At 72.1% G+C, this 20,587-nt stretch carries 16 protein-coding genes and 1 pseudogene; 9 read left to right on the top strand and 8 right to left on the bottom strand.

Annotated features, from left to right (window positions below; all coding sequences use genetic code 11):
- Nucleotides 1-55 precede the first annotated feature (55 nt).
- Nucleotides 56-3,508, top strand: a complete 3,453-nt coding sequence (locus G569_RS0116280) for a glycosyl hydrolase (protein ID WP_157592087.1) — start codon at nucleotides 56-58, stop codon at nucleotides 3,506-3,508.
- Nucleotides 3,509-3,554: 46 nt separating this feature from the next.
- Here G569_RS0116280 and G569_RS0116275 read toward each other — a convergent pair whose 3' ends face one another.
- The gene (locus tag G569_RS0116275; protein WP_028064179.1) at nucleotides 3,555-3,770 is read right to left on the bottom strand and encodes a hypothetical protein; all 216 of its coding nucleotides are present in this window, start codon (nucleotides 3,768-3,770) and stop codon (nucleotides 3,555-3,557) included.
- On the bottom strand, nucleotides 3,767-4,105 hold the full coding sequence (locus G569_RS62660) for a hypothetical protein (protein WP_157592086.1): 339 nt from the start codon (nucleotides 4,103-4,105) through the stop codon (nucleotides 3,767-3,769). Before G569_RS62660 ends, G569_RS0116275 begins: the two co-directional genes overlap by 4 nt.
- A gap of 35 nt (nucleotides 4,106-4,140) precedes the next feature.
- Here G569_RS62660 and G569_RS0116265 point away from each other — a divergent pair, with 35 nt between their 5' ends.
- From G569_RS0116265 to G569_RS0116250, 4 genes are all read left to right on the top strand, one after another.
- Nucleotides 4,141-5,481, top strand: a complete 1,341-nt coding sequence (locus G569_RS0116265; protein ID WP_157592085.1) for a twin-arginine translocation signal domain-containing protein — start codon at nucleotides 4,141-4,143, stop codon at nucleotides 5,479-5,481.
- The gene (locus G569_RS0116260; protein ID WP_028064176.1) at nucleotides 5,482-6,129 is read left to right on the top strand and encodes a hypothetical protein; all 648 of its coding nucleotides are present in this window, start codon (nucleotides 5,482-5,484) and stop codon (nucleotides 6,127-6,129) included.
- 10 nt (nucleotides 6,130-6,139) lie between these two features.
- Nucleotides 6,140-7,393: a glycosyltransferase family 39 protein gene (locus G569_RS0116255; RefSeq protein WP_028064175.1), complete on the top strand. Its 1,254-nt coding sequence runs from the start codon at nucleotides 6,140-6,142 to the stop codon at nucleotides 7,391-7,393.
- Between the two features lie 132 nt (nucleotides 7,394-7,525).
- Nucleotides 7,526-8,521 (top strand): TIGR03118 family protein, encoded by a 996-nt coding sequence (locus tag G569_RS0116250; RefSeq protein ID WP_211233007.1) that lies wholly within the window; start codon nucleotides 7,526-7,528, stop codon nucleotides 8,519-8,521.
- Between the two features lie 29 nt (nucleotides 8,522-8,550).
- Here the strand turns inward: G569_RS0116250 and G569_RS66385 are convergent, their stop codons facing one another.
- The 3 genes and pseudogenes from G569_RS66385 to G569_RS63805 form a co-directional block, all read right to left on the bottom strand.
- Complete coding sequence (locus G569_RS66385) at nucleotides 8,551-8,913, bottom strand: VOC family protein (RefSeq protein ID WP_028064196.1); 363 nt, start codon at nucleotides 8,911-8,913, stop codon at nucleotides 8,551-8,553.
- 54 nt (nucleotides 8,914-8,967) lie between these two features.
- Nucleotides 8,968-9,384: pseudogene (locus G569_RS66380) on the bottom strand (VOC family protein); the annotation flags it as partial.
- Nucleotides 9,302-11,209: a hypothetical protein gene (locus G569_RS63805; RefSeq protein ID WP_169542158.1), complete on the bottom strand. Its 1,908-nt coding sequence runs from the start codon at nucleotides 11,207-11,209 to the stop codon at nucleotides 9,302-9,304. The pseudogene G569_RS66380 and the gene G569_RS63805, both read right to left, overlap by 83 nt.
- Before the next feature lie 127 nt (nucleotides 11,210-11,336).
- Between G569_RS63805 and G569_RS0116230 the strand changes: the two genes are divergently transcribed.
- Nucleotides 11,337-12,335: an ABC transporter substrate-binding protein gene (locus G569_RS0116230; protein ID WP_053226467.1), complete on the top strand. Its 999-nt coding sequence runs from the start codon at nucleotides 11,337-11,339 to the stop codon at nucleotides 12,333-12,335.
- Nucleotides 12,336-12,367: 32 nt separating this feature from the next.
- Nucleotides 12,368-12,667 (top strand): hypothetical protein, encoded by a 300-nt coding sequence (locus G569_RS0116225; protein WP_028064171.1) that lies wholly within the window; start codon nucleotides 12,368-12,370, stop codon nucleotides 12,665-12,667.
- Between the two features lie 6 nt (nucleotides 12,668-12,673).
- Here G569_RS0116225 and G569_RS0116220 read toward each other — a convergent pair whose 3' ends face one another.
- Nucleotides 12,674-13,753: a baeRF11 domain-containing protein gene (locus tag G569_RS0116220; protein ID WP_037496969.1), complete on the bottom strand. Its 1,080-nt coding sequence runs from the start codon at nucleotides 13,751-13,753 to the stop codon at nucleotides 12,674-12,676.
- A gap of 131 nt (nucleotides 13,754-13,884) precedes the next feature.
- On the opposite strand from G569_RS0116220, the gene G569_RS0116215 reads away from it, so the two are divergent.
- Together G569_RS0116215 and G569_RS0116210 are read left to right on the top strand one after the other, a co-directional pair.
- Nucleotides 13,885-14,655, top strand: coding sequence for an ABC transporter ATP-binding protein (locus G569_RS0116215; RefSeq protein WP_028064169.1), 771 nt, complete (start codon nucleotides 13,885-13,887; stop codon nucleotides 14,653-14,655).
- Complete coding sequence (locus G569_RS0116210) at nucleotides 14,652-17,252, top strand: ABC transporter permease (protein WP_028064168.1); 2,601 nt, start codon at nucleotides 14,652-14,654, stop codon at nucleotides 17,250-17,252. The genes G569_RS0116215 and G569_RS0116210 overlap by 4 nt, the downstream gene beginning before the upstream one ends.
- Here G569_RS0116210 and G569_RS0116205 read toward each other — a convergent pair.
- Together G569_RS0116205 and G569_RS0116200 are read right to left on the bottom strand one after the other, a co-directional pair.
- Nucleotides 17,243-18,211: a zinc-dependent alcohol dehydrogenase family protein gene (locus G569_RS0116205; protein ID WP_028064167.1), complete on the bottom strand. Its 969-nt coding sequence runs from the start codon at nucleotides 18,209-18,211 to the stop codon at nucleotides 17,243-17,245. The two genes, G569_RS0116210 and G569_RS0116205, sit on opposite strands and share 10 nt — an antisense overlap.
- Nucleotides 18,211-20,583: a phosphoketolase family protein gene (locus G569_RS0116200; protein ID WP_028064166.1), complete on the bottom strand. Its 2,373-nt coding sequence runs from the start codon at nucleotides 20,581-20,583 to the stop codon at nucleotides 18,211-18,213. Before G569_RS0116200 ends, G569_RS0116205 begins: the two co-directional genes overlap by 1 nt.
- Between the last annotated feature and the right edge of the window lie 4 nt (nucleotides 20,584-20,587).

Here is a 20,587-nt window from a genome sequence, read left to right as displayed (position 1 = left end):
CTTGTGTGGTCGCTTGTGGTCGAGAAGACCTACATCACCGTCGGAGGAGAGAACCTTGCACCATTGGAAACGAGGAGTCGCCCTGTGCGTCCTCGCGGCAGGGGCGGCCACGCCGGCCCTCGCGGCGCCCGGCGGGGTGCCCCCGTCGACCGCCACGTTCGCGGCCCTGAACCCGGTCACGCCGCTCAACGCGGCCACGTTCGCCGATCCCCCGCAGAACGACATGCCGTGGGCGCGCTGGAACTTCCCGCCCGCGAGCGCGACGATCGCCGGGCTCCAGGACGACATCCAGGACGCGTATGACCACAACGTCGCCGGGCTCGAGATCGGCCAGGGCGGCGTGCCGACGACCGACCAGCTGGTCGCGATCTACAACAAGGCGACCCCGCTCGGGATCACCATCAGCCTGAAGGTCGCCGGCGCGCTTCCCGGCACGACGTACGCGAGCACCGACCCGTACGCCCGCCGGACGCTCGAGGCGTCCAAGACCACGGTGGACGGCGGCGCCTCGTTCAGCGGCCCGGTCACCGGCACGGCGACCGGGACGATCGTCGCCGTTCAGGCCTTCCGGTGCACGGCCACGCCGTGCCCGGCGACCGGTGTCACCGACCTCGACCGCGCGTCGGGCATCGACCTGACATCGACGCTCACAGGGACGAACACGAGCGGCTACCAGGGCGCCTCGACCGCGGGCACGCTGAACTGGACCGCGCCCGCCGGCGGCCAGTGGGTCGTGATCGCGAGCCGCGCGATCGGGTTCGGCACGACACCCGAGCCGCTCAGCCCGCAGGGCACCAAGGAGCTCACCGACGCGTACGACGCGTACTTCTCCGGCCCGCTCGGACCGTTGGTGAAGGCCAACAAGGGCGACTTCTTCGTCGACTCCCACGCGAGCGACCCGTGGGGCGCGCCCGAGGAGCTGTGGAGCTCGAACATGCGCGCGGAGTTCCAGGCGCGCGCGGGCTACGACATCCTGCCGCTCCTCCCGGCGCTGTACGCGTCGACGATGAAGACCGGCACCGGGCCGTTCTTCAGCTTCGGCGATGGCAGCGCGGACCGCATCCGCTCGGACTTCAACCGCGTCCGCTCAGACCTCTACACCGAGAACCGCCTCGTGCCGTTCCAGAACTGGGCGCGGACCTACAACATGAAGCTGCGCCTGCAGCAGGAGGACGGTCCCGCGACCTCGATCGGCGACCAGCTGCAGACCTCCGCGGTGCTCGACCGCTCGGAGTACGAGTCGCTGACCGGCTCCGACCAGACTGACATCTACCGGCCGATGGGCTCGGCCAACCACATGACGGGCAACACCTGGTACTCGACCGAGTGCTGCGCGGACCTCAACGAGAGCTACGTGCAGACCGTGCAGGACGCGATCATCCGGATGAACCACGAGTTCGCCGGCGGTGTCAACCGGCCCGTCTACCACGTGCGTCCCTACATCGACTCGCCCGCGTCCTCGTGGCCGGGCCTCGGGTTCAACGTCAACAAGGTGTCGTTCTCGAACGCGTGGAACCGGTCGGAGCCGTATTGGGGCGACCAGGTCGCCACCAACGACTACTTCGCCCGCAACCACATGGTGCTCACGCAGGGCGCGGCCAAGACCGACGTCGCCGTCTACCAGCGCAACTACTCCGCGCCCGCCGCCTTCCAGATCGCCGACCCGAACACCCGCCACTGGAACGACCCCGGCCTGCAGCGCGCCGGGTACTCGTCGGACTACCTCGACGAGCCCCTGTTCAACCTGCCCAACGCGGTGGTGACCAACAAGCGCCTGGCGGAGGACGGGCCGGCGTTCAAGGCGTTGATCTTCGACCAGTTCCTGTACCCGTCGACCAACACCGCCCGCGGGGGCCTGACGCTGGCCGCCGCGCGCAAGATCCTCGGCTACGCGCAGGCCGGGCTCCCGGTGATCTTCGTCGGCTCGCCCACGGGCACGGCCGGGATGCCGGCCTCCGACGACACCACGCTGAGCGCGCTGGTCGCGCAGATCCTCGCGCTGCCGTCGGTGTCACAGGTGGCGAGCGAGGCCGACGTGCCGGCGAAGCTGGCGTCGCTCGGCATCGAGCCGGCGGCCAAGCCGGCCGCGCCGACATCGCTTCTCAACCAGCGCCGTTACGACCCCGTGACGAACACGAACTACTACTGGCTGTGGAACGTGGGCGTCGACGCCTACCCCGGCAACAACGGCGCCAACGGCTTCGGCAACAACCCGTCCAACGTCTACGAGGAGCCGTCGGCGTGCCGCTTCACCGGCACGGTCGGCATCAACCCCTGCATGGCGACCGGCGCCGCCGTCGACACGCAGGTGACGCTCGAGGGCGACGGCACCCCGTACACGCTCGACACGTTCACGGGCAGGGTCACGCCGATCGCCCAGTACACGCGCACCGGCGACAAGGTCACGGTCCGCGTCAAGCTCGGTCGCGATGCCACAACGGTCATCGCGCTCAGCGACGCCCCGCAGCGCTTCGGGTTCGATCGCCCGAACCGCTATGTGAAGAGCACGACCGCCGACGGCGCCACGCAGTCCGGGGCGACGATCGCGGTGCGCGACAGCGACGCCGGCACCTACACCACGACCCTCGACAACGACCAGACCGTCACGTCGACGCTCCCGGCGGCGCCGGCCGCACTCGACCTGACGGCCGCGACGTGGCACATCGACGCCGAGGACTGGCAGCCGCAGAACCCGTACGGCACGCTCGGCTCGGCGGGCACGGCCACCACCAAGGTGCCGGTCTCGCTCGACATCACCGGCCTGAAGGCGTGGCCGGACATCCCGCAGCTCGCCAACGCCTCCGGCATCGGCACCTACACCACCACCGTCACCCTCCCGGCGGCGTGGGACTCGAGCCACGGCGCGACGCTGAGCCTCGGCCAGGTCACCGACACGTTCACGTTGACCGTCAACGGGAAGGCGGTGGGCGTCGACGGGATCGACCCGGTCGTCGACCTCGGGCCGTACCTGCACGCCGGCGCGAACACGATCGCCGTCCGCGTGGCGACGACGTTCAACAACCGCCTGTTCGCGCTCGACACCGCGGTCCGCAACCGCGGCGTCACCCAGAACTACGGGCTCGTCGGACCGGTCGTGCTCACGCCCTACCGGCAGGCGGCCGTGTACAGCTCGGCCGGCGCCGGTGGCACCGTCGGCGGGAACGTGCCGGCGACGCTCGCGCTGACGCTCGGCGGGGTGGGCGGGCCGGTTTTCTTCGGGGCGTTCACGCCCGGCGTGGACCGCACGTATGACGCGTCGACGACCGCGAACGTCACCTCGACCGCGGGCGACGCGAGCCTCACGGTCGACGGCGGGCGGTTGACCAACGGCGCGTTCACCCTGAGCGAGCCGGTGCAGGTCGCCTTCTCCAAGGCGGCCTGGACCGCCCCCGTCTCCAACGACCTGGTGACGGTGGGCTTCAAGCAGCACATCGGCGCGTCCGAGCCGCTCCGGACCGGCGCCTACAGCAAGACGCTCACGTTCACGCTGTCGACCACGACGCCGTAGGACCTCGCTCGGCCGGCCGGGTTCGCCCGGCCGGCCGCAGCCGGGGTCAGCCGATGGCCGTGGCCGTGGTGCAGATCGCGATGACGGTGAAGTTGGTGCCACCGCCGGAGCCGGTCGCGATGTGCGCCGTCCACGCGGTGCCGCCGGCTTCGGGGTAGCTGTCATCGACGACCGCCACGGCGGGATTGTCGATGCGGACGCCACCGCCGATGACGTGCTGGCTCGCGTCGCACACGGCGGTCGCGGCGGTGCTGTCGCTCATGGCGGGCGCCGTCGCCGACGCGCTGCGGTAGTTGATCTTGTCCAGCGCGGCGGCGGAACCGGCGTGCGTCGCGTTGTCACAGTCACCGAGAGCGGGACCTTCTCGAGCGAGGACTCCTTGATGTCCTCGCCCGTCAGCGAGTTGTCGAGCACCTTCGAAGCATCGACGGCGTTGTCCTTGATCTTCGCGCGCTCGACGGCGCTCTTCTTGATCGCCGCGGTCCGACGCTGGCGCCCCAGGCACCCGATATTCGGTGCCTGTCTCACCCGGTTGACTGATTTTTGACCGCGACCGAGCAGAGCAGTACGCTCGCCGCGGCCGAAGGGTTCTGACATCTGAAGGGTTCGGCCGGAGAGGGCGAGGAGGAGGAATGAGCGGGAAACTGACCCGGCGCCAATTCATCGGTGCCAGCGCCGGCATGGCCGCGGCGGCTTCGCTGGGTGGTGCCAGTGCCACCTGGGGCGTGCCCGGCAACGGGGGCAGGCCGACGATTCCGCCGGGTCTGCTCGGGCTTCAGCAGTTCTCGGTGCGCGATGCCACCGCACGGCTGAGCATCGCCTCGAGCAACCGCCTCGGCATCCCCCCGGCGATGGGCTACCTCGGGGGCAAGAACTACCCGCGCGACCCGACCGACCTGGGGCCGCTCGTGCCGCTCCCGGGCGGGTACGCGGAGGTGTTCGAGTTCCTCGCCTCGACCGGCATCAGGGGCTTCGAGTTCTTCCAGTCCACGCAGGACGTGCGCGAGCTGGGACGCCAACCGACGGCCGACGAGATCCGGTCCTACCTCGACGCGGCGGGCTTGAAGGCGCTCGGGACGCATCAGTTCGGGCTCGGCAACTTCGACCCGGCGACGGGGAACCTGACGGCGGCCGGCGAGACGCTCTACACGTTCCTGGCCACGCTCGGGATGGACACGATGGGCTTCTCCGGCAACCTGTCGCAGATCCCGAACAACAGCCCGGATCCGGCGGATCCGACCAAGACGCTCCCGGCGTCGTCCGGTTGGGTCGAGGACTACGTCAACCCGGTCACCGGCGTCCGCACGTTCGGCTTCAAGAGCCGGTCCGACCACGCCAACCAGCTCGGCGAGATCCTGCAGGGGCGGGGCGTGAAGTACTTCTTCCACCCGGAGCAGGACAACTACCGCTACCTCAACGATCCCGCGCACCCGGACCTCGACGGCACGCACCGCATCCAATACGTGATGCAGAACACCGCGCCGCAGCTGTTCGGCTGGGAGATCGACATCCTGCACAACTGGTCGGGGCGCGTGCGCTTCCTGAACGCGACGACGCACCAGCCTGACATCAGCGTGTGGGGGCTCGCGCAGACCGAGGCCCGCCGCGTGCTCGGCTGGCACATCAAGGACGGGTTCCGCAACACCGCCCAACGCGGAACGTGGGTGGGCGGCCCGCCGGAGAGCGGTGGCGCGCCGTACAACCAGACGTTCAACCGCACGGCGTCGTTCGTCGACGCGATCATCTCGGGCGAGGGCGACCTGGGGGCGGGCCCCGGGCAGGCGCACCCGAACGCCGACCCGGACTGCCCCGGGTTCAAGACCATGTTCGAGGACCTGGGCGGCCACCAGCGGCTGTACATCATCGAGTCCGACAGCGGGCCCGGCCCGGCCACCGGCCCGGTCGCCGATCCCGGCCGCTCGCTCCGTCACGCCAAGGCGTCCGCCGCGGCGCTGCTCGCGTTGAGGCGGTAAATGCTCCGACGGCTGCTCGCCGTGGCGCTCGCGGGCTTGCTCGCGGCGCCGGCGAGCGCCGTCGCCCACGGCGACCCGACGGCGCACTACCTCGAGACGGACGCGCTGCTGACGTCGTACGCGGCGCCGCCCGACATACCGGTCGAGCTCCAGCTGCGCGGCGTGCTCGACGCGGCCGCGGCCCGCGGCTATCCGATCAAGGTCGCGCTCTTCGCCAACGAGAACGACACGGGCGGCGAGCCCGAGCCGTTCGAGGACCCGCAGACCTACGTCCAGACGATCGTCAAGCAGCTGAGCGAGACGCGTCCGCTGCGCGCGCCGGTGCTGATCGTGACCCCGGAGCGCTACGGCATCGGCGGACGGCAGCCGCAGGTCACGGACCTCGCCTTGCCGCAGGAAGCGAACGGCAACGCGCTGGCCCGCGCGGCGATGGCCGCCGTCCGGCGCCTCTCGTCCGCCGCCGGGCACCCGCTGCCGGAGGACATCCCACCGGCCAAGAACGACCTCAACGGCATCCTCGCCGACCAGAGCGCCCACGACAACGGCGGTCCGGTGCTGATCGCGGCGGTCGTCGCGGCGAGCGCGCTGCTCGTCGCTCTTCTCATCGTCCTGTACCGGCGCACGCTGCGCGAGCCCACCAGCACCTAGCCTTGTCGGCGTGCGCGGCTCCTGGTACGGCGTGGCTGTCGTCGCCGTCCTGCTGGCGGCGCTCGGCTGTCGGGTGGCCTACGTGGCGGCCACGCCGGGCTACACGATCGTCGACGACGCGCGCGACTACGACATGCACGCGAGCTCGATCGCGAGCGGCGACGGGTTCTCGAAGCGGCTGACCGGCAAGCCGACCGCATTCCGCCCGCCCGGGTACCCGTACCTGCTGGGTGGCGTCTACCGCGTCTTCGGCGTCGAGCAGGCGGCCGATGCCGAGCGGATCCGCGTGGCGCGCGCACTCGGCGTGGTGCTCGGGGTGATCGGGGTGGCACTGATCGGGGTGCTCGCCACCCAGCTGCTGACGCGCACGGCGGGGCTGGTGGCGATGGCGCTCGCCGCGCTCTACGTGCCGTCGATCCTCGTGGCGGCGGCGATCATGTCCGAGCAGCTGTTCGTCGTGCTGATGCTCGCCGCGCTGGTCACCGCGATCCACCAGCGCCGCTCGGAGCATCGCTACGCGTTCGCGGCCCTCGCGGGGCTGCTCGCCGGCCTCGCGGTGCTGACGCGCGCGAACGGGCTGATCCTGCTGGTGCCACTGGTCATCGCCGTGTGGAGGACGCCGCGGGCGGTCGGTCCCGCCGTCCTGTTGGTGGCCGTGGCGCTGGCGACCGTCGCGCCGTGGACGATCCGCAACGCGGTCGAGCTGCACGCCTTCGTCCCCGTCACCACGCAGCTCGGCTGGGCGCTGGCCGGCACCTACAACAGCGAGGCGCGCGACGACCATGTCAATCCGGGGTCGTGGCGCTCACTGCGGCGGGTGGACGAGTACAAGCCGCTGGTGGCGAACTTCCCGACGACGCCGGAGATCGTGATGGAGCGCCGGCTCAGCCACGCCGGGCGCGAGTTCATCCGCCGCCACCCCGGCTACCTCGTCACCGTCGCGTACTGGAACACCCGCCGGCTGCTCGATCTCGCATCGCTGCGGTGGTCGCGCCACACCGCCTCGACGATCAGCGTCGGCCCCGGATGGGCGGTCGCGGGCGTCGTCTGCTTCTGGGTCTTCGCGGCGCTCGCGCTGTTCGGCGCGACCCGCCGCGCGGCTCGGCAGGTGCCGTGGTTCGTCTGGGTCCTGCCACTGGCGATGTACCTCAGCGTCGTCTTCCTCGCCGCCGAGACGCCGCGCTACCGCGCGCCTTTGGACCCCTTCGTCATCCTGCTGGCGGCGATCGCCGTGACGTCCGTGCGGATGAGACGCCACTCATGAACGGCCGAACCGCACGGCGGTGCGGTTCGTATGCCGGTCCAACACCGGCTGTAGACCGGTTCCGATCGGCCGAAGGAGGAGCCGATGCACCTACGTGCCCGTTTGTTGCTCACCACGGCAACCCTATTCCTGGTGGCCGCCGCACCTGCTGCGGCGTCGCCGTCGAAGGGCGGCTATGACCAGCACAACCTCGTGTCCAACCAACCGGGGGTCGCCGACAACACCGACGCGCACCTCGTCAACGCCTGGGGCCTCTCCGCCGGTCCCACGAGCCCGTGGTGGGTGTCCGACAACGGCGCCGACGTCTCGACGCTGTACAACGCGGTGGGAACGCCGCTGCCGCTCGTGGTCAGCGTCCCCGGCGCGCCGACGGGCACCGTGTTCAACGGCACGGCCGGAGCCTTCCCCGTCGCCGGCAAGGCGTCGACGTTCCTGTTCGACACCGAGGGCGGGACGATCCTCGGCTGGAACGGCGGGACCGCCGCGACCGTCGAGGTCGACCGGTCGCCGCAGGGCGCGGTCTACAAGGGACTCGCGATCGCGTCCACGCCGTCGGGACCGAGGATCTACGCGACCGACTTCCACAACGGCGCGGTCGACGTGTTCGACTCGGCGTGGCAGCAGGTGCGACACCCGGGGTTCGTGGATCGGTTCCTGCCGCGACACTTCGCGCCCTTCGGGATCCAGGCGATCGGCGACCGGATCTACGTGACCTACGCCAAGCAAGAGGCGGGCAGCGACGACGAGGCACACGGCCAGGGCCTCGGCATCGTCGACGCCTTCGACACGTCCGGGCACCTCGTCGCGCGCGTGGCGCAGCACGGACGGCTGAACGCTCCGTGGGGGCTGGCCTGGGCGCCTTCGAACTTCGGCCGCTTCTCCGGCGACCTGCTCGTGGGCAACTTCGGCGACGGCCGCATCACCGCGTACCACCAGTTCCACCGCCTGTTCCTGCCCGCTGGGCAGTTGCGCATGGCGGACGGCCGCCCGCTGGCGATCGACGGCCTGTGGGCGCTCGAGTTCGGCATGGGCGCCGCCAACAACGGCCCGACCGACTCGCTGTTCTTCACCGCGGGGCCGGACGACGAGTCCAACGGCCTCTTCGGGACGATCCGCGCGCACGGTTGAGTGATCGGGGCGCCTTCGGGCGCCCCGATTCAACCCTTGTTGTGGTTGACGACCTCGATGTTGTGCCCGTCGGGGTCGAGCACGAAGGCGCCGTAGTAGCCGGGGTGGTAGTGCGCGCGTTCGCCCGGTGCGCCGTGGTCGGTGTAGCCGGCGGCGAGCGCGGCTCCGTGGAACGCGCGCACGGTCTCGTCCTCGTGGGTGGAGAAGGCGAGGTGCACGTGCTCGGTGAGCGGTCGCCCGTCGCGGACGAGCGAGAAGCTGTAGTCGTCGCCGGCCAGTGTCACGCGGCCGGCGTCGTCGTGCGTCACGCGCAGGCCGGCGTGCGGGGCGATCGTGGTGTAGAAGCGCTTCGAGGCCTGCGGGTCGCGGACACGGATCCACAGGTGGTCGATGCGGCCGACGGGCGTCGCGTATGCGTGGTCGCGATGGACCGCCTCGACGCTGTTGCCGTCGGGGTCGAGCAGGAAGCCGCCGTAGTACGTGTCGCTGTACTGCGTGCGCGGCCCGGGCGCGCCGTCGTCCTGGTAGCCCGCGTCGATACCCGCTTGCCAGAACGCGTCGACCTGGGCGCGGTCGCGGGCGCGGAAGCCGACGTGGAGCCCGCGGGTGACCGGGTGCTCGCCGTCGGTGAGAAGCGTGTCCCAGTCGCCCCATTCGACGATCTGGTCGCCCGCGTGGATGGGCTCGACGCCGAGGGCGCTCAGGACGGTGCGGTAGAAGCGCTCGGAGGCTTTGAGGTCCGAGACGGCGATGAGGACGTGGTCGAACACCCGGCCGAGGCTACACGCGGACCGTGACCGTGCGCCTGCGCTCGCCGATGAGCGCCAGGACCTCGACGTGGACCCAGCGCTTGTCGGCGGCATCCTCGAGCACCAGGCGGTAGTTGCGGCGGCGCTCGCCCCACAGGGCATCGACTTTGGGGTCGTCGTCCCGGCTCTCGGCGCGGTTGCGCGTGCCGGTCACGGCGACGAGCGTGTCGCGGGCGTCGGAGCTCATGCGCCAGCGGACCTCGACCCGGCCGCCGGCGAGGCGACGCGCGTGGACCGCCTCGATGCGCGGGAACGGGAGCGCGGGCAGCCGCCGCAGGCGCGGGGTGGCGATCGTGCGGGTGACCGTCCGCGCGCCCGGGGCGCTCGAGCGGATCGCGACCCGCACCGGGCCGGGGCGGACCGGGGCGATGGCGCGGTCCGGCGGTGGGAGTTCGACGTCGACGGTTCCGGCGCGGGTTCGCGAGCCCTGGATCGCCTGCCCGTGATAGCCCGCGAGGGAGACGTTGAGATCGCACGCGGCGCTGCAATGGATCGGAAGCGTGAGCGTCTGGGCCGGGCGTAGGGCACTCTGCCGCGGCCGTCGGACCGTCACCTGCGGCGCGTTGAGCTCGGGTGCGGCCGGGGCGCCCTCCAGGGCGAGGTGCACGCGAGCGGGCGCGTGCTCGTCGAAGCGGTCCCGGTTGGTCCACGCGAGCGCTCTCCGGCCGTCGGGCAGGGCGAGCAGCGAGAGGCCTTCGGGGTCGCGCAGCCGGCTGCCGAGCCGGAGGCGTTCGACCACCGCGTTCCCGGACAGCGTCGCGATGCGGGCGTCGCCGTCCGTCCATGCCACCGTGACGCGGCCGTCCGGCGCGACCGCGCTCTGCAGCGGCGCCAGTGGGCGGACGACGGGCGGGCCGGAGCCGAAGCTCCCACCGGTCAGCTGCTTCGGCACGGGAACGATCTCGACACGCGGGCTGAAGCCTGTGGCGCCGGCCTCGCGGATCGCCGCGCCCGTCGTTCCTTGGTCGTCGTCATGCCACGCGATGACGGTGCGCCCGTCGGCGCCGAACGCGAGCGCCATCTGGTCCGGGTTGACCGTTTCCAGCGGGTCCGTGAGCCGCTGCGGCGCGCTCAAGGTGCCGCCGCGCGGGCGCTCGAGCGCGTACACGGAGCCGCCGGACGCCGCCGCCACGACCACGCGTCCATCCGGGGCGACGCCGAGCGCAAGACCGTAGAGATCCGGCGCGAGGAGGGCCGGCGGGCCGAGCGGCGCTCCGCGGGCGCCGCTGCGCACCGCGTCCGTGCTCCCCGACCGCTGCGCGGTGCCCGTGGGCGTGCGGACCAGCACGACCGTCTCGCCGTCCGCCGACATCCCCGCCAGCACCCCGGCCGCGCCGGTGGCCCGCCGCCAGGGCACGAGCTCGACGGGTGCGCCGAACGCGCCGCCGGCGTCGCGCCGCGCCACACGAATCCGGACCCGCTGAGCGTCGTACTCGGCCCAGAGCACGACGGCGTCCCCGTTTGGGGAGACGGCGACGCTGAGCTCGTAGACGTTCTTGGCCGCGGCGAGCGTCAGCGGCGCGCCGAAGGTGGCGGCACCCGGTTCGCGCAGCGCGACGCGCAGGGCGCCCGCCGTCGCTCCTGCCACGATCGCGGCGCCGCTCGGCTGCGCCGCCGCCCGCGGGCAGCCCGTGAGCTTGCCGAGCGGGACGAGCGCCGGCCGTCCGAGCCCGTCCGGGGTCGCGCCGAGCACCTCCGCGCCGCGCTCGGCCCAGCGTGACATCTCACCCGGGGCGCCCGTCGGCGCCATGCACGTGGCGCCGTCCGCGACGCGCTGGAACGGCAGCTCTGCGAGCGGCGCGGCACCCGCGGACGCCGGCAGCGCGAGCGCGATCAACAGGGTCAGCACGCGAAGTCGCCGGTTCACATGGCTGAGCACTACCCGATCGTCGCCCACTTGGATCGGACGATTCGGCGGGCTCACCGGCGCGAGATGACCGGATCTTGGCGCAGGTCGGCGGTCAGGCCGCTGGTCGATCGACGCGGCCCGAGCGACGATCCGCGGCATGGACTCCATCGCGATCGGCGCCCTCGTCCCGCTGACCGAGCCCGGCTGGGTCCAGGCAGGACGGCACCTGCTGGCCGGGCTCGAGCTCGGCGTCCGCGAAGTCAACGCCGCGGGCGGACGGCCGCTCGAGCTGGTGGTCCGGGACACCGCGGCCGATCCGGAGCGGGCCGCGGCTGCGGTCGACGAGCTGGCGCGGCTGGGCGTGGCCGCCGTGGCGGGGGAGTACCACAGCGTCGTCGCGCGCTCCGCTGCCGCCCGGGCCCACGCTCTCGGGCTGCCGTTCCTCTGCTCGTCGGCCGTGCTCGACGCGCTCACCGGGGAACCGACGGACTGGGTCGCGCGGCTGGCGCCGCCACAGTCCCGCGGCTGGCGCGTCTTCGCGGACTTCCTCTCCCAGGCGGGGCATCGCCGGATCGCCGTGGTGGCCGCGCCGGGCGTCTACTGGGCGTCCGGCATCCGCATCCTGCGCGAGCGGTTCCCCGACCTGCAGGTGCTGGCGGGGGCGACCGTGTGCGACGAGCTGGCGGCGAGCCGCGCCACGGCACTGCTGCTCCTGGTCGGCCATCCGGAGCCGGCGGTATCGATCGTCGAGTCGGTTCGGGCCGATCCGCGCCTCGCCGACGTGTTGATCGGCGCTCCGGCGGGGCAGCCGGAGTTCGCCGAGTGGGCGACGCCGCTGGGCGCCGCGATCCCGTTCCTGCGCTACCTCCCGGACCGTCTCGGCGTGGCGGGCGCCCGCATCGACGCGGCGCTTCGTGAGCTGCTCGGCGAACCGCCCTCGTTCGTCGCGTTGGAGGGCTATGACGCCATCGCCGTCCTCGCCGGCGTGCTGCGTTCGGGCGGCACCGACTGGGCGGGCGTCTCCGTCGAGGGCACCCGCGGGCGGATCGAGTTCTCCCGCACCCCAGGTGTCTGGCAGTGGGCGGCGGCGCCGATCCAGGTCGTCGACCGGGACCCGGCGGCGCCCGATCGCTTCCGGATCCGGCTAAGTGTGTAAACACGATCGGGTTTATCGAGTATGCTGATGCGATGCCCGCCGAGTTCGTCGCCCTGCCCGCGTCGGTCGTGTCCACCGGTCCCGATGCCACCGAGCTGATCGTGGCCTTCCGCGTCAGCGACCGCATGAGCGGCGTCGCGATCGGCGTCCAGGAGTCGGCGGACGAGGTGCTGGTCCGGGTCGAGGCGGCCTGGAACGTGCCCCACGACGCCTCCTGCGGATGGTTTCCGTACCTGACCCACACGAGCGCGGTCGTCGAGCTCGAGCTCCCCGTCGGCGAGCGGCGCGTACGGGCCGTCCCGGACCGCCGCCACTCACCGAGCATCTGCTAGCCCCTGTCAGACCGGGTAGCGCAGGATCGCCGCCACCGTCGATTCCGACGGAATGTCATCACGACGGAGCGCGAGCACACGGCCGCCGGAGGACAGCACGCGACGGGCGATCTCGTCGACGACGCCGTAGTTCACCGCGTCATCCGCGTCGTCGAGGGTGACCACGCCGCTGTCGGCGTCGACGAAGCCGGGGATGACGTCGTCGATGTCTGTCATCAGGGTGTCGACGGCGCCGAAGGTGGCGGCGCGGGCGACGTCGGTCAGATCGAGCGCGCCGCGGCCCTGGGTCGCGCGGCGCTCGAAGCGCCGGCGCACCTCCACGAGCTCGGACGCGTACAGCGCGTCGAGGATCGGACGTGCCGCGGCCGCCAGCTCCGCCGCCGACGCGGTCTCCGGATTGCCGGGGATGCCGTCGGCGAGCAGATGCGGAGCGCTGCTCACGGAGCGGTAGATCGAGTTCAGCGGCTCGGCGGCGGCGAGGATCAGCGGCAGCTCGCCGAGTACCGGCCGCAGCGCCCGATCGACGGCGCGGGCGTACGCGCGCTGGCGGACGTGCTCGGGGTCACTGCCCTGGAACCGCCGAGCGACCGTGCGCTCGGGCAGCGTGCCCGCGAGGTCGACCGGCATGTCGGCCACGGCCAGCTCCTCGGCGGGAACGTCGCCCGCGACCTCGATCACTCGCACCGACCCGCTGGCGAGCGCGAGCACGAGCGCCGCCTGCGGGAACGTCACCGAGCGCAACAGCGGCTTGACGTGGAAGCGATCGGACACCTCGACGAGGCTCACGAGCCGGTTCGGGAGCCGGAACGTGCGCAACGAGTCCGCGGTCGCGAAGACCGCGAGGCTGGTCGCGAGGTACGACCAGAACCCGTCGTCCTCCCCGAGGTCCTCCAGCTGCTCGCGCACGCCGTCACCGCGCTCACCGAGCTGGCGGAGCGCCTCGCCGCCGAGGTTGCGGTACTCGATCCGCGCCGCCTCGGCGTCCTGCGGCAGCGGGCTCGTTGACAGATAGATGGAGACGCACGCGTCCGCGCGCTCGTCCAGCAGCGCACCGAGCTGCGCCGGGCTCGGGATGTCGATATGCATGGCCACACCACCAGACTGCGCGCACCACGGGTGACGGCGCATCCCCCACGCCGGGTGACGTGGGAACTACGGAGCGCGTCGCGGGGTCGCACCCGATGCGGGCGGACACGCGGCGGTCGTAGCGTCGCGGTATGTCCGTTCATCCCACATCCGCGGCCCTCGAGGCCCACGAGCTGGTGAAGGTGTTCGGCGATGGCGCGGCCGCCGTGCGCGCGCTGCGTGGCGTCGACCTCGAGGTGGCCGACGGCGAGTTCGTGGCGATCATGGGGCCCTCCGGCTCCGGTAAGAGCACGCTGCTGCACATCCTCGGTGCCCTCGACCGTCCCACGGGAGGGCGCGTCGAGACCCACGGCCGCCGCTACGACGATCTCGACGACCGGGCGGTGACCCGGTTGCGCGGCGAGGTCTTCGGCTTCGTCTTCCAGTTCTTCAACCTGCTTCCGACGCTGACCGCGGCGGAGAACGTCCTGCTCCCCGCGCTCGTGGCCGGCGAGCATCCGCGCGAGTACTCCGACCGCGTCGAGGAGTTGCTGGCGCTCGTCGGCCTGAGCGAGCGCGCGGCCCACCGGCCGTCCGAGATGTCGGGCGGCGAGCAGCAGCGCGTCGCGATCGCGCGGGCGCTGCTCCGACGCCCGCAGGTGCTGCTCGCGGACGAGCCGACGGGCAACCTGGACTCGGCGGGCGGGGCGGTCGTGCTGCGATTGCTGCGGCGCCTCGTCGACGAGGGCCAAACCGTCGTCATGGTCACGCATGACGCGGCGGCCGCGGCGCTCGCCGATCGCGTGGTGATCGTGCGCGACGGGCAGATCGCCCAAGAGGTCGCAGGGGGTGACCATGACCGCGTCGCAGAGGCCCTGCGCACCGTTCAGCAGGTCGGATACGCCGGCCAGGTGACGTCATGAGCCGCGGCCGCCTCCCCGCCGGCGTGCGCGTCTCGTCGCTCACCGGCATCAGCCTGCGCTCGCTCCGTGCCCGGCCGCTGCGCTCGGTGCTCACCGCGGGCGCGATCATGCTCGGCGTCGGGATGGTCTTCGGGGTGCTGTTGCTGGTCGGCACGATCCACTCCACGTTCGACCGGCTCTATGACTCGATCTACGGCAAGACCGACATCGTCGTGTCCGGCGACCAGTCGATCGGCTCGCTCCAGGGCGGGGTGATCGACCGCATCCGCGCGGTGCGCGGCGTCGACGCCGCGTCGGGCACGGTGTTCAGCGTGTTCCGCACCGTGGACGCGGGCGGCGATGTCAGGCGCGGCCAGATGGACCAGGTGTTCGTCTCGGGCGTGGACTACGCCCAGCCCGACATGACGAGCGCCGAACACGTCGCCGGCCGCGACCCGATCCCGGGACGGATGGAGATCCAGCTGCCGGAGGACTGGGCGCACAAGCACGGAGTCGGCGTCGGCGACCGCCTGGCGCTCTCGACCCCCACCGGCGTGGTCGATCTGCGCGTGTCAGGCCTGTTCAGCTTCAAGGGCGGCCTGGACTTCGGCGGCTATGGCCTGGCTTCGATGGCGCTGGCCGACGCGCGGAAGGTGATGGACAAGCCACAGGTCTGGGACGAGATCGATGTCACCGTCCAGCCCGGCACCTCGGTCGACGCCGTCCGGGGCCGGATCGACGCCACGCTCGGCCGCGGCATCGAGGTCGTCACACCCGCGACCAAGGGCGAGGAGGCGCAGAAGCAGATCGCCGCGCTCGACGTCGTCCTCTACTTCTTCTCCGGCATCGCGCTGTTCGTCGGCGCCTTCCTGATCCTGAACTCGTTCAACATGACCGTCCTGCAGCGGATCCGCGAGATCGGCACGCTGCGGGCGCTCGGCGCCACCGACGCGCGCGTCGTGCGCGCGGTGCTGGTCGAGGCGACCGTGCTCGGTGTGGTCGGCTCGCTGCTGGGACTGGCGCTCGGCGCCGGCCTGGCGGTTCTGCTGATCGCGGCGATGCGCTCCTTCGGGATGCCGGTGTCGACGATCGACTTCTCCGCCGGCGCGGCCGTCGCGGCCGTCATCACCGGGCTCGTCGCGACCGTCGCCGGCGCCGCGTGGCCCGCCATGCGCGCCGGGCGGATCTCGCCCGTGCGGGCGCTGATCGGCGCCCCGGCGCCGCGCCGCGCGCTCACCCGCCGGCGTGCCCTGGTCGGGCTCGCCCTGTTCATCCCGGGCATGGTGATCGGCGGCCTGTTCTGGTTCGGAACGACGTCCGACAGCACCTGGGTCGGCATCGGCGCGGCCGTCGCGACGATGGTGATGATGCTGGGCATGGTGCGCCTGGCGCCGTTCGCCGTGCTGCCGCTGGTCCAACTGCTGGCGCGGCCGGTGCGGCGCGTGATGCCCGCCGAAGGCCGGCTCGCGGCCGACGCGGCGCAGGCGAATCCCAGCCGCACCGCGGCGACCGCGGCCACGCTGCTGGTCGCGCTCTCGGTCGTGGTGGTCAACGCGACGATCGCCTCGAGCTTCGTCGGCTCGGTCAAGAGCGAGCTCGCCGCGCGGCTCTCGCGCGACCTGACCGTCCAGCCGATCGGGTTCGTCGAATATGGCGGCGGCCCGCAGGCGGGCATCTCGACCGCGCTGCGCGAGACGATCGCCGCGCTGCCGGAGACCGGGGCCGTCGCGCGCCGGCGCGTCACCTTCGTCCCGAAGCTGCCAGGCGGTGACACACCCGGAACGGTCGTCGGCTACGACCCGCAGGAGTACCGCAAGGTCGACAAGATCGACTACACGGGCGCCCCGGTCAGCACGGTGTTGAGCGGGCTCGCGAGCGGCGGCATCGTCCCGGCGGAGTCCTACGCCGACGGGCAGGGGCTCCACGTCGGCGATCGCGTGCGGCTCGAAGGACCGGCCGGCACGCGTGTCGTGCCGGTGGTCGGCATCGCGAAGACGTTCGACGCCGGCGGGCAGACGGTCCAGATGTCACTCGGAACCCTCGCCGCGGTCTACGGCATCCAGACGGACTCCCAGCTGCTGGTCAAGGCCGCCGCGCCCGGACAGCGCGCCGCGCTCGCCCGCCGCGTGCAGGCCCTGCTCGCCAAGGACGATCCGGGTCTGGAAGCGCTGTCCAACGCCGAGATCAAGCGCAAGACGACGGACGCGATCAACCAGCAGTTCGGGTTCTTCAACGCGATCGTCGGCATCGCGGTGCTGGTCGGCATCCTCGGGATCGTCAACACCCTGACGATGTCGGTGATGGAGCGCACGCGCGAGATCGGTGTGCTGCGGGCGCTCGGCGCCTCCCGTTGGCGCGTCCGGCGCGCGATGGCCGACGAGAGCCTGCTCGTCTCGCTCGCGGGGACGATCTCCGGCATCCTCGCCGGGCTCGGGATCGGCATCGTGTGGGTGCTCGGCATGCGCGCGACGACCTTCCCCGGCATGTCGATGCACCTGCCGGTCGGCATGCTCGCGTCGCTCGCGGTGCTCGGCGTCGTCATCGGGGTCGTGGCGGCGATCCTGCCGGCCCGTCGCGCCGCCCGGCTGGACCCGCTGACCGCGCTGCGCTACGAGTGAGCTGACGGGACGACGACCGCCGCGCCGCTGAAGCGCCCGGCGCGGAGGTCGTCCAGCGCCCGCGGCGCGTCCTCGAGCGCGTACGGCGTGACCTCGGTGTGGACCGGGACACGCGGCGCCAGGTCGAGGAACTCGTGCCCGTCCGCGCGCGTCAGGTTGGCCACGGAGCGGATCGTCCGCTCATGCCACAACAGCTCGTACGGGAACGCCGGGATGTCGCTCATGTGGATCCCGCCGAGCACCAGCGTGCCGCCCGGTGCGAGCGCCGCGAGCGCGGTGGGGACGAGCGCGCCGTCCGGGGCGAAGATGATCGCGGCGTCGAGCGGCTCGGGCGGCGCGACGCCCGACTCGCCCGCCCACGACGCGCCCAGCCGCAGGGCGAACGCCTGGGCGGCGGCATCGCCGGGGCGAACGAACGCGAACACCCGCCGCCCCTGCGACCGGGCGACCTGGACGAGGATGTGCGCCGCCGCGCCGAACCCGTAGAGGCCGAGCCGCTCCGCGTCGCCGCACATCCGCAGCGCGCGGTAGCCGATCAGCCCCGCGCACAGCAGCGGCGCCGCCTGGGCGGCCGCGTACCCGTCGGGGATCGGGAAGCAGAAGCGCGCGTCCGCCACGGCGTACTCCGCGAAGCCGCCGTCGATGTCGCAGCCCGTGAAGCGGGCGCGCTCGCAGAGGTTCTCGCGCCCCGAGCGGCAGTAGGCGCACTCCCCGCACGTCCACCCGAGCCACGGCACGCCGAAGCGCCGCCCGCTCGCCACGTCGACGCCGACGATCTGATGCCCGAGCACGCGCGGCGGGGAGCGCACGACGACCTCGCCGTCGAGCAGGTGCAGGTCCGTCCGGCAGATGCCACACGCCTCGACGCGCAACAGGAGCTGCCCGGCCCCCGGCTCGGGGACCGGGCGTTCCTCGATCCTCAGCGGCTCGCCGGGACCGGCGAGCACGACCGCTTGCATCAGCCGCCCGGCCACACCCAATCGCGGAGCTCGGCGGGGTCGTCGCCGTGGGCGCGGGTATACGCCCGGATCCCGAGCCGCGCGTCGACCATCTCCTGCCGCAGCAACGCGGCCCGCTGACCGAGCCCCGGCACGCGGTCGATGACGTCGATCACCAGGTGGAAGCGGTCCATGTCGTTGAGCATGACCATGTCGAACGGCGTGGTGGTCGTGCCCTCTTCCTTGTAGCCGCGCACGTGGAGGTTGGCGTGGTTCGTGCGCCGGTAGGTGAGACGGTGGATCAGCCACGGATAGCCGTGATAGGCGAAGATCACCGGCTTGTCGGCGGTGAACAGCGCGTCGAAGAGCCCGCTCGAGAGGCCGTGCGGATGCTCGCTCTCGTCCTGCAGGCGCATCAGGTCGACGACGTTGACGACACGGACCTTCAGCGACGGCAGCCGCTCGCGCAGGATCGCCGCCGCGGCGACGGTCTCGAGCGTCGGGGTGTCACCCGCGCAGCCGAGCACCACGTCGGGCTCGCCGCCGGCGTCGGTGGATGCCCAGTCCCAGATGCCGATGCCACGCGTGCAGTGCGCGACCGCCTCGTCGATCGTCAGGTAGTTCAGCGCCGGCTGCTTGCCCGCCACGACGACGTTGACATAGTGCCGGCTGCGCAGGCAGTGGTCGGCGACCGAGAGCAGGCAGTTCGCGTCCGGCGGCAGGTAGACGCGGATGATCTCGGCCTTCTTGTTGACGACGTGGTCGATGAACCCGGGGTCCTGGTGGGAGAAGCCGTTGTGGTCCTGGCGCCAGACGTGCGAGCTGAGCAGGTAGTTCAGCGACGCGACAGGCCGCCGCCACGGGATGTGCCGCGTCGACTTCAGCCACTTCGCGTGCTGGTTGAACATCGAGTCGACGATGTGGATGAACGCCTCGTAGGAGTTGAACACCCCGTGCCGGCCGGTCAGCAGGTAACCCTCGAGCCAGCCTTGGCAGAGGTGCTCGGACAGCACCTCCATGACGCGGCCGTCGGGGGAGACGTGGTCGTCGGTGTCGAGCCGCCGTGCCATCCACGCGCGTCCGCTCTCCTCGATCACGGCGCCGAGCCGGTTCGAGGCCGTCTCGTCCGGCCCGAACACGCGGAACGTCTCCGGATTGGCGCGCGCGACGTCGCGCAGCCAGCCGCCGAGCACCCGCGTCGCCTCGCTGGTGGTCGTCGCCGGGGCCGGGACGTCGACGCCGTACTCGTGGAAGTCCGGCAGCCGCAGGTCGCGCAGCAGCAGGCCGCCGTTGGCGTGCGGGTTCGCGCCCATGCGCAGCTCGCCGCCGGCCGCGATGGCGACCGTCTGCGGGCGCGGCCGTCCTTCCTCGTCGAAGAGCTCCTCGGGCCGGTAGGACCGCATCCACGCCTCGAGCATCCGCACGTGCTCCGGGTTCTCCGCCAACTGCGCGAGCGGGACCTGGTGGGCGCGGAACGTCCCCTCGACGGGCACGCCGTCGACCTCGGCGGGCCCGGTCCAGCCCTTGGGCGTGCGCAGCACGATCATCGGCCAGCGCGGACGCTCGGTGGAGCCGCCTTGGCGGGCGTCGTCCTGGATCCGCCGGATCTCGGCGGTGATCTCGTCCAGCGTGGCGGCCATCGCCTCGTGCATCGCCTCGGGCTCGTGGCCCTCGACGAAGTACGCGCGGTGGCCGTAGCCGGTCATCAGCGCGTCGAGCTCGTCGTGCTCGATCCGGCTCAAGACCGTGGGGTTGGCGATCTTGTACCCGTTCAGGTGCAGGATCGGCAGGACCGCGCCGTCGCGCGCGGGGTTGAGGAACTTGTTCGAGTGCCAGCTCGCGGCCAGCGGCCCGGTCTCCGCCTCGCCGTCGCCGATGACGCACGCCACCAGCAGGTCCGGGTTGTCGAGCGCGGCGCCGTAGGCGTGGGCGAGCGCGTAGCCGAGCTCGCCGCCCTCGTGGATCGACCCCGGCGTCTCCGGTGCCACATGGCTCGGGATGCCGCCCGGGAACGAGAACTGCCGGAACAGCCGGCGCATGCCGTCCTCGTCGAGCGAGATGTCCGGGTAGTGCTCGCTGTAGGTCCCTTCGAGCCACGTGCTCGCCACCAGGCCTGGACCGCCGTGTCCTGGCCCCGCGACGTAGATCGCGCTGAGGCCCTCACGCGCGATCACCCGGTTCAGGTGCGCGTAGAGGAAGTTCAGTCCCGGGGTCGTCCCCCAGTGCCCGAGCAGTCGGGGCTTGATGTGCTCCAGCGTCAGCGGTTCTCTCAGCAGCGGGTTGTCGAGCAGGTAGATCTGCCCGACGGAGAGGTAGTTCGCGGCGCGCCAGAACGCGTCCAGGTGCGCCAGCTCGCCTGAGGTGAGCGTGCCCTCGTGATGCATCGTGGCCATGGTT

The sequence above is a fragment of the Solirubrobacter soli DSM 22325 genome, from assembly GCF_000423665.1.
In the GTDB taxonomy this organism is placed as follows: Bacteria; Actinomycetota; Thermoleophilia; order Solirubrobacterales; family Solirubrobacteraceae; genus Solirubrobacter; species Solirubrobacter soli.
Note: the sequence above shows the minus strand (reverse complement) of the source record. Positions and strands in the feature narration are given on the sequence as shown.

What these genes read in the sequence shown, in the direction of transcription:
- G569_RS0116210 (WP_028064168.1), top strand. Translation starts at nt 14,652, where the DNA reads ATGAGCCGCGGCCGCCTCCCCGCCGGCGTGCGCGTCTCGTCGCTCACC.
- G569_RS0116260 (WP_028064176.1), top strand. Translation starts at nt 5,482, where the DNA reads ATGCTCCGACGGCTGCTCGCCGTGGCGCTCGCGGGCTTGCTCGCGGCG.
- G569_RS0116220 (WP_037496969.1), bottom strand. Translation starts at nt 13,753, where the DNA reads ATGCATATCGACATCCCGAGCCCGGCGCAGCTCGGTGCGCTGCTGGAC.
- G569_RS0116265 (WP_157592085.1), top strand. Translation starts at nt 4,141, where the DNA reads ATGAGCGGGAAACTGACCCGGCGCCAATTCATCGGTGCCAGCGCCGGC.
- G569_RS0116230 (WP_053226467.1), top strand. Translation starts at nt 11,337, where the DNA reads ATGGACTCCATCGCGATCGGCGCCCTCGTCCCGCTGACCGAGCCCGGC.
- G569_RS0116225 (WP_028064171.1), top strand. Translation starts at nt 12,368, where the DNA reads ATGCCCGCCGAGTTCGTCGCCCTGCCCGCGTCGGTCGTGTCCACCGGT.
- G569_RS0116205 (WP_028064167.1), bottom strand. Translation starts at nt 18,211, where the DNA reads ATGCAAGCGGTCGTGCTCGCCGGTCCCGGCGAGCCGCTGAGGATCGAG.
- G569_RS0116215 (WP_028064169.1), top strand. Translation starts at nt 13,885, where the DNA reads ATGTCCGTTCATCCCACATCCGCGGCCCTCGAGGCCCACGAGCTGGTG.
- G569_RS0116200 (WP_028064166.1), bottom strand. Translation starts at nt 20,583, where the DNA reads ATGGCCACGATGCATCACGAGGGCACGCTCACCTCAGGCGAGCTGGCG.
- G569_RS62660 (WP_157592086.1), bottom strand. Translation starts at nt 4,105, where the DNA reads ATGTCAGAACCCTTCGGCCGCGGCGAGCGTACTGCTCTGCTCGGTCGC.
- G569_RS0116275 (WP_028064179.1), bottom strand. Translation starts at nt 3,770, where the DNA reads ATGAGCGACAGCACCGCCGCGACCGCCGTGTGCGACGCGAGCCAGCAC.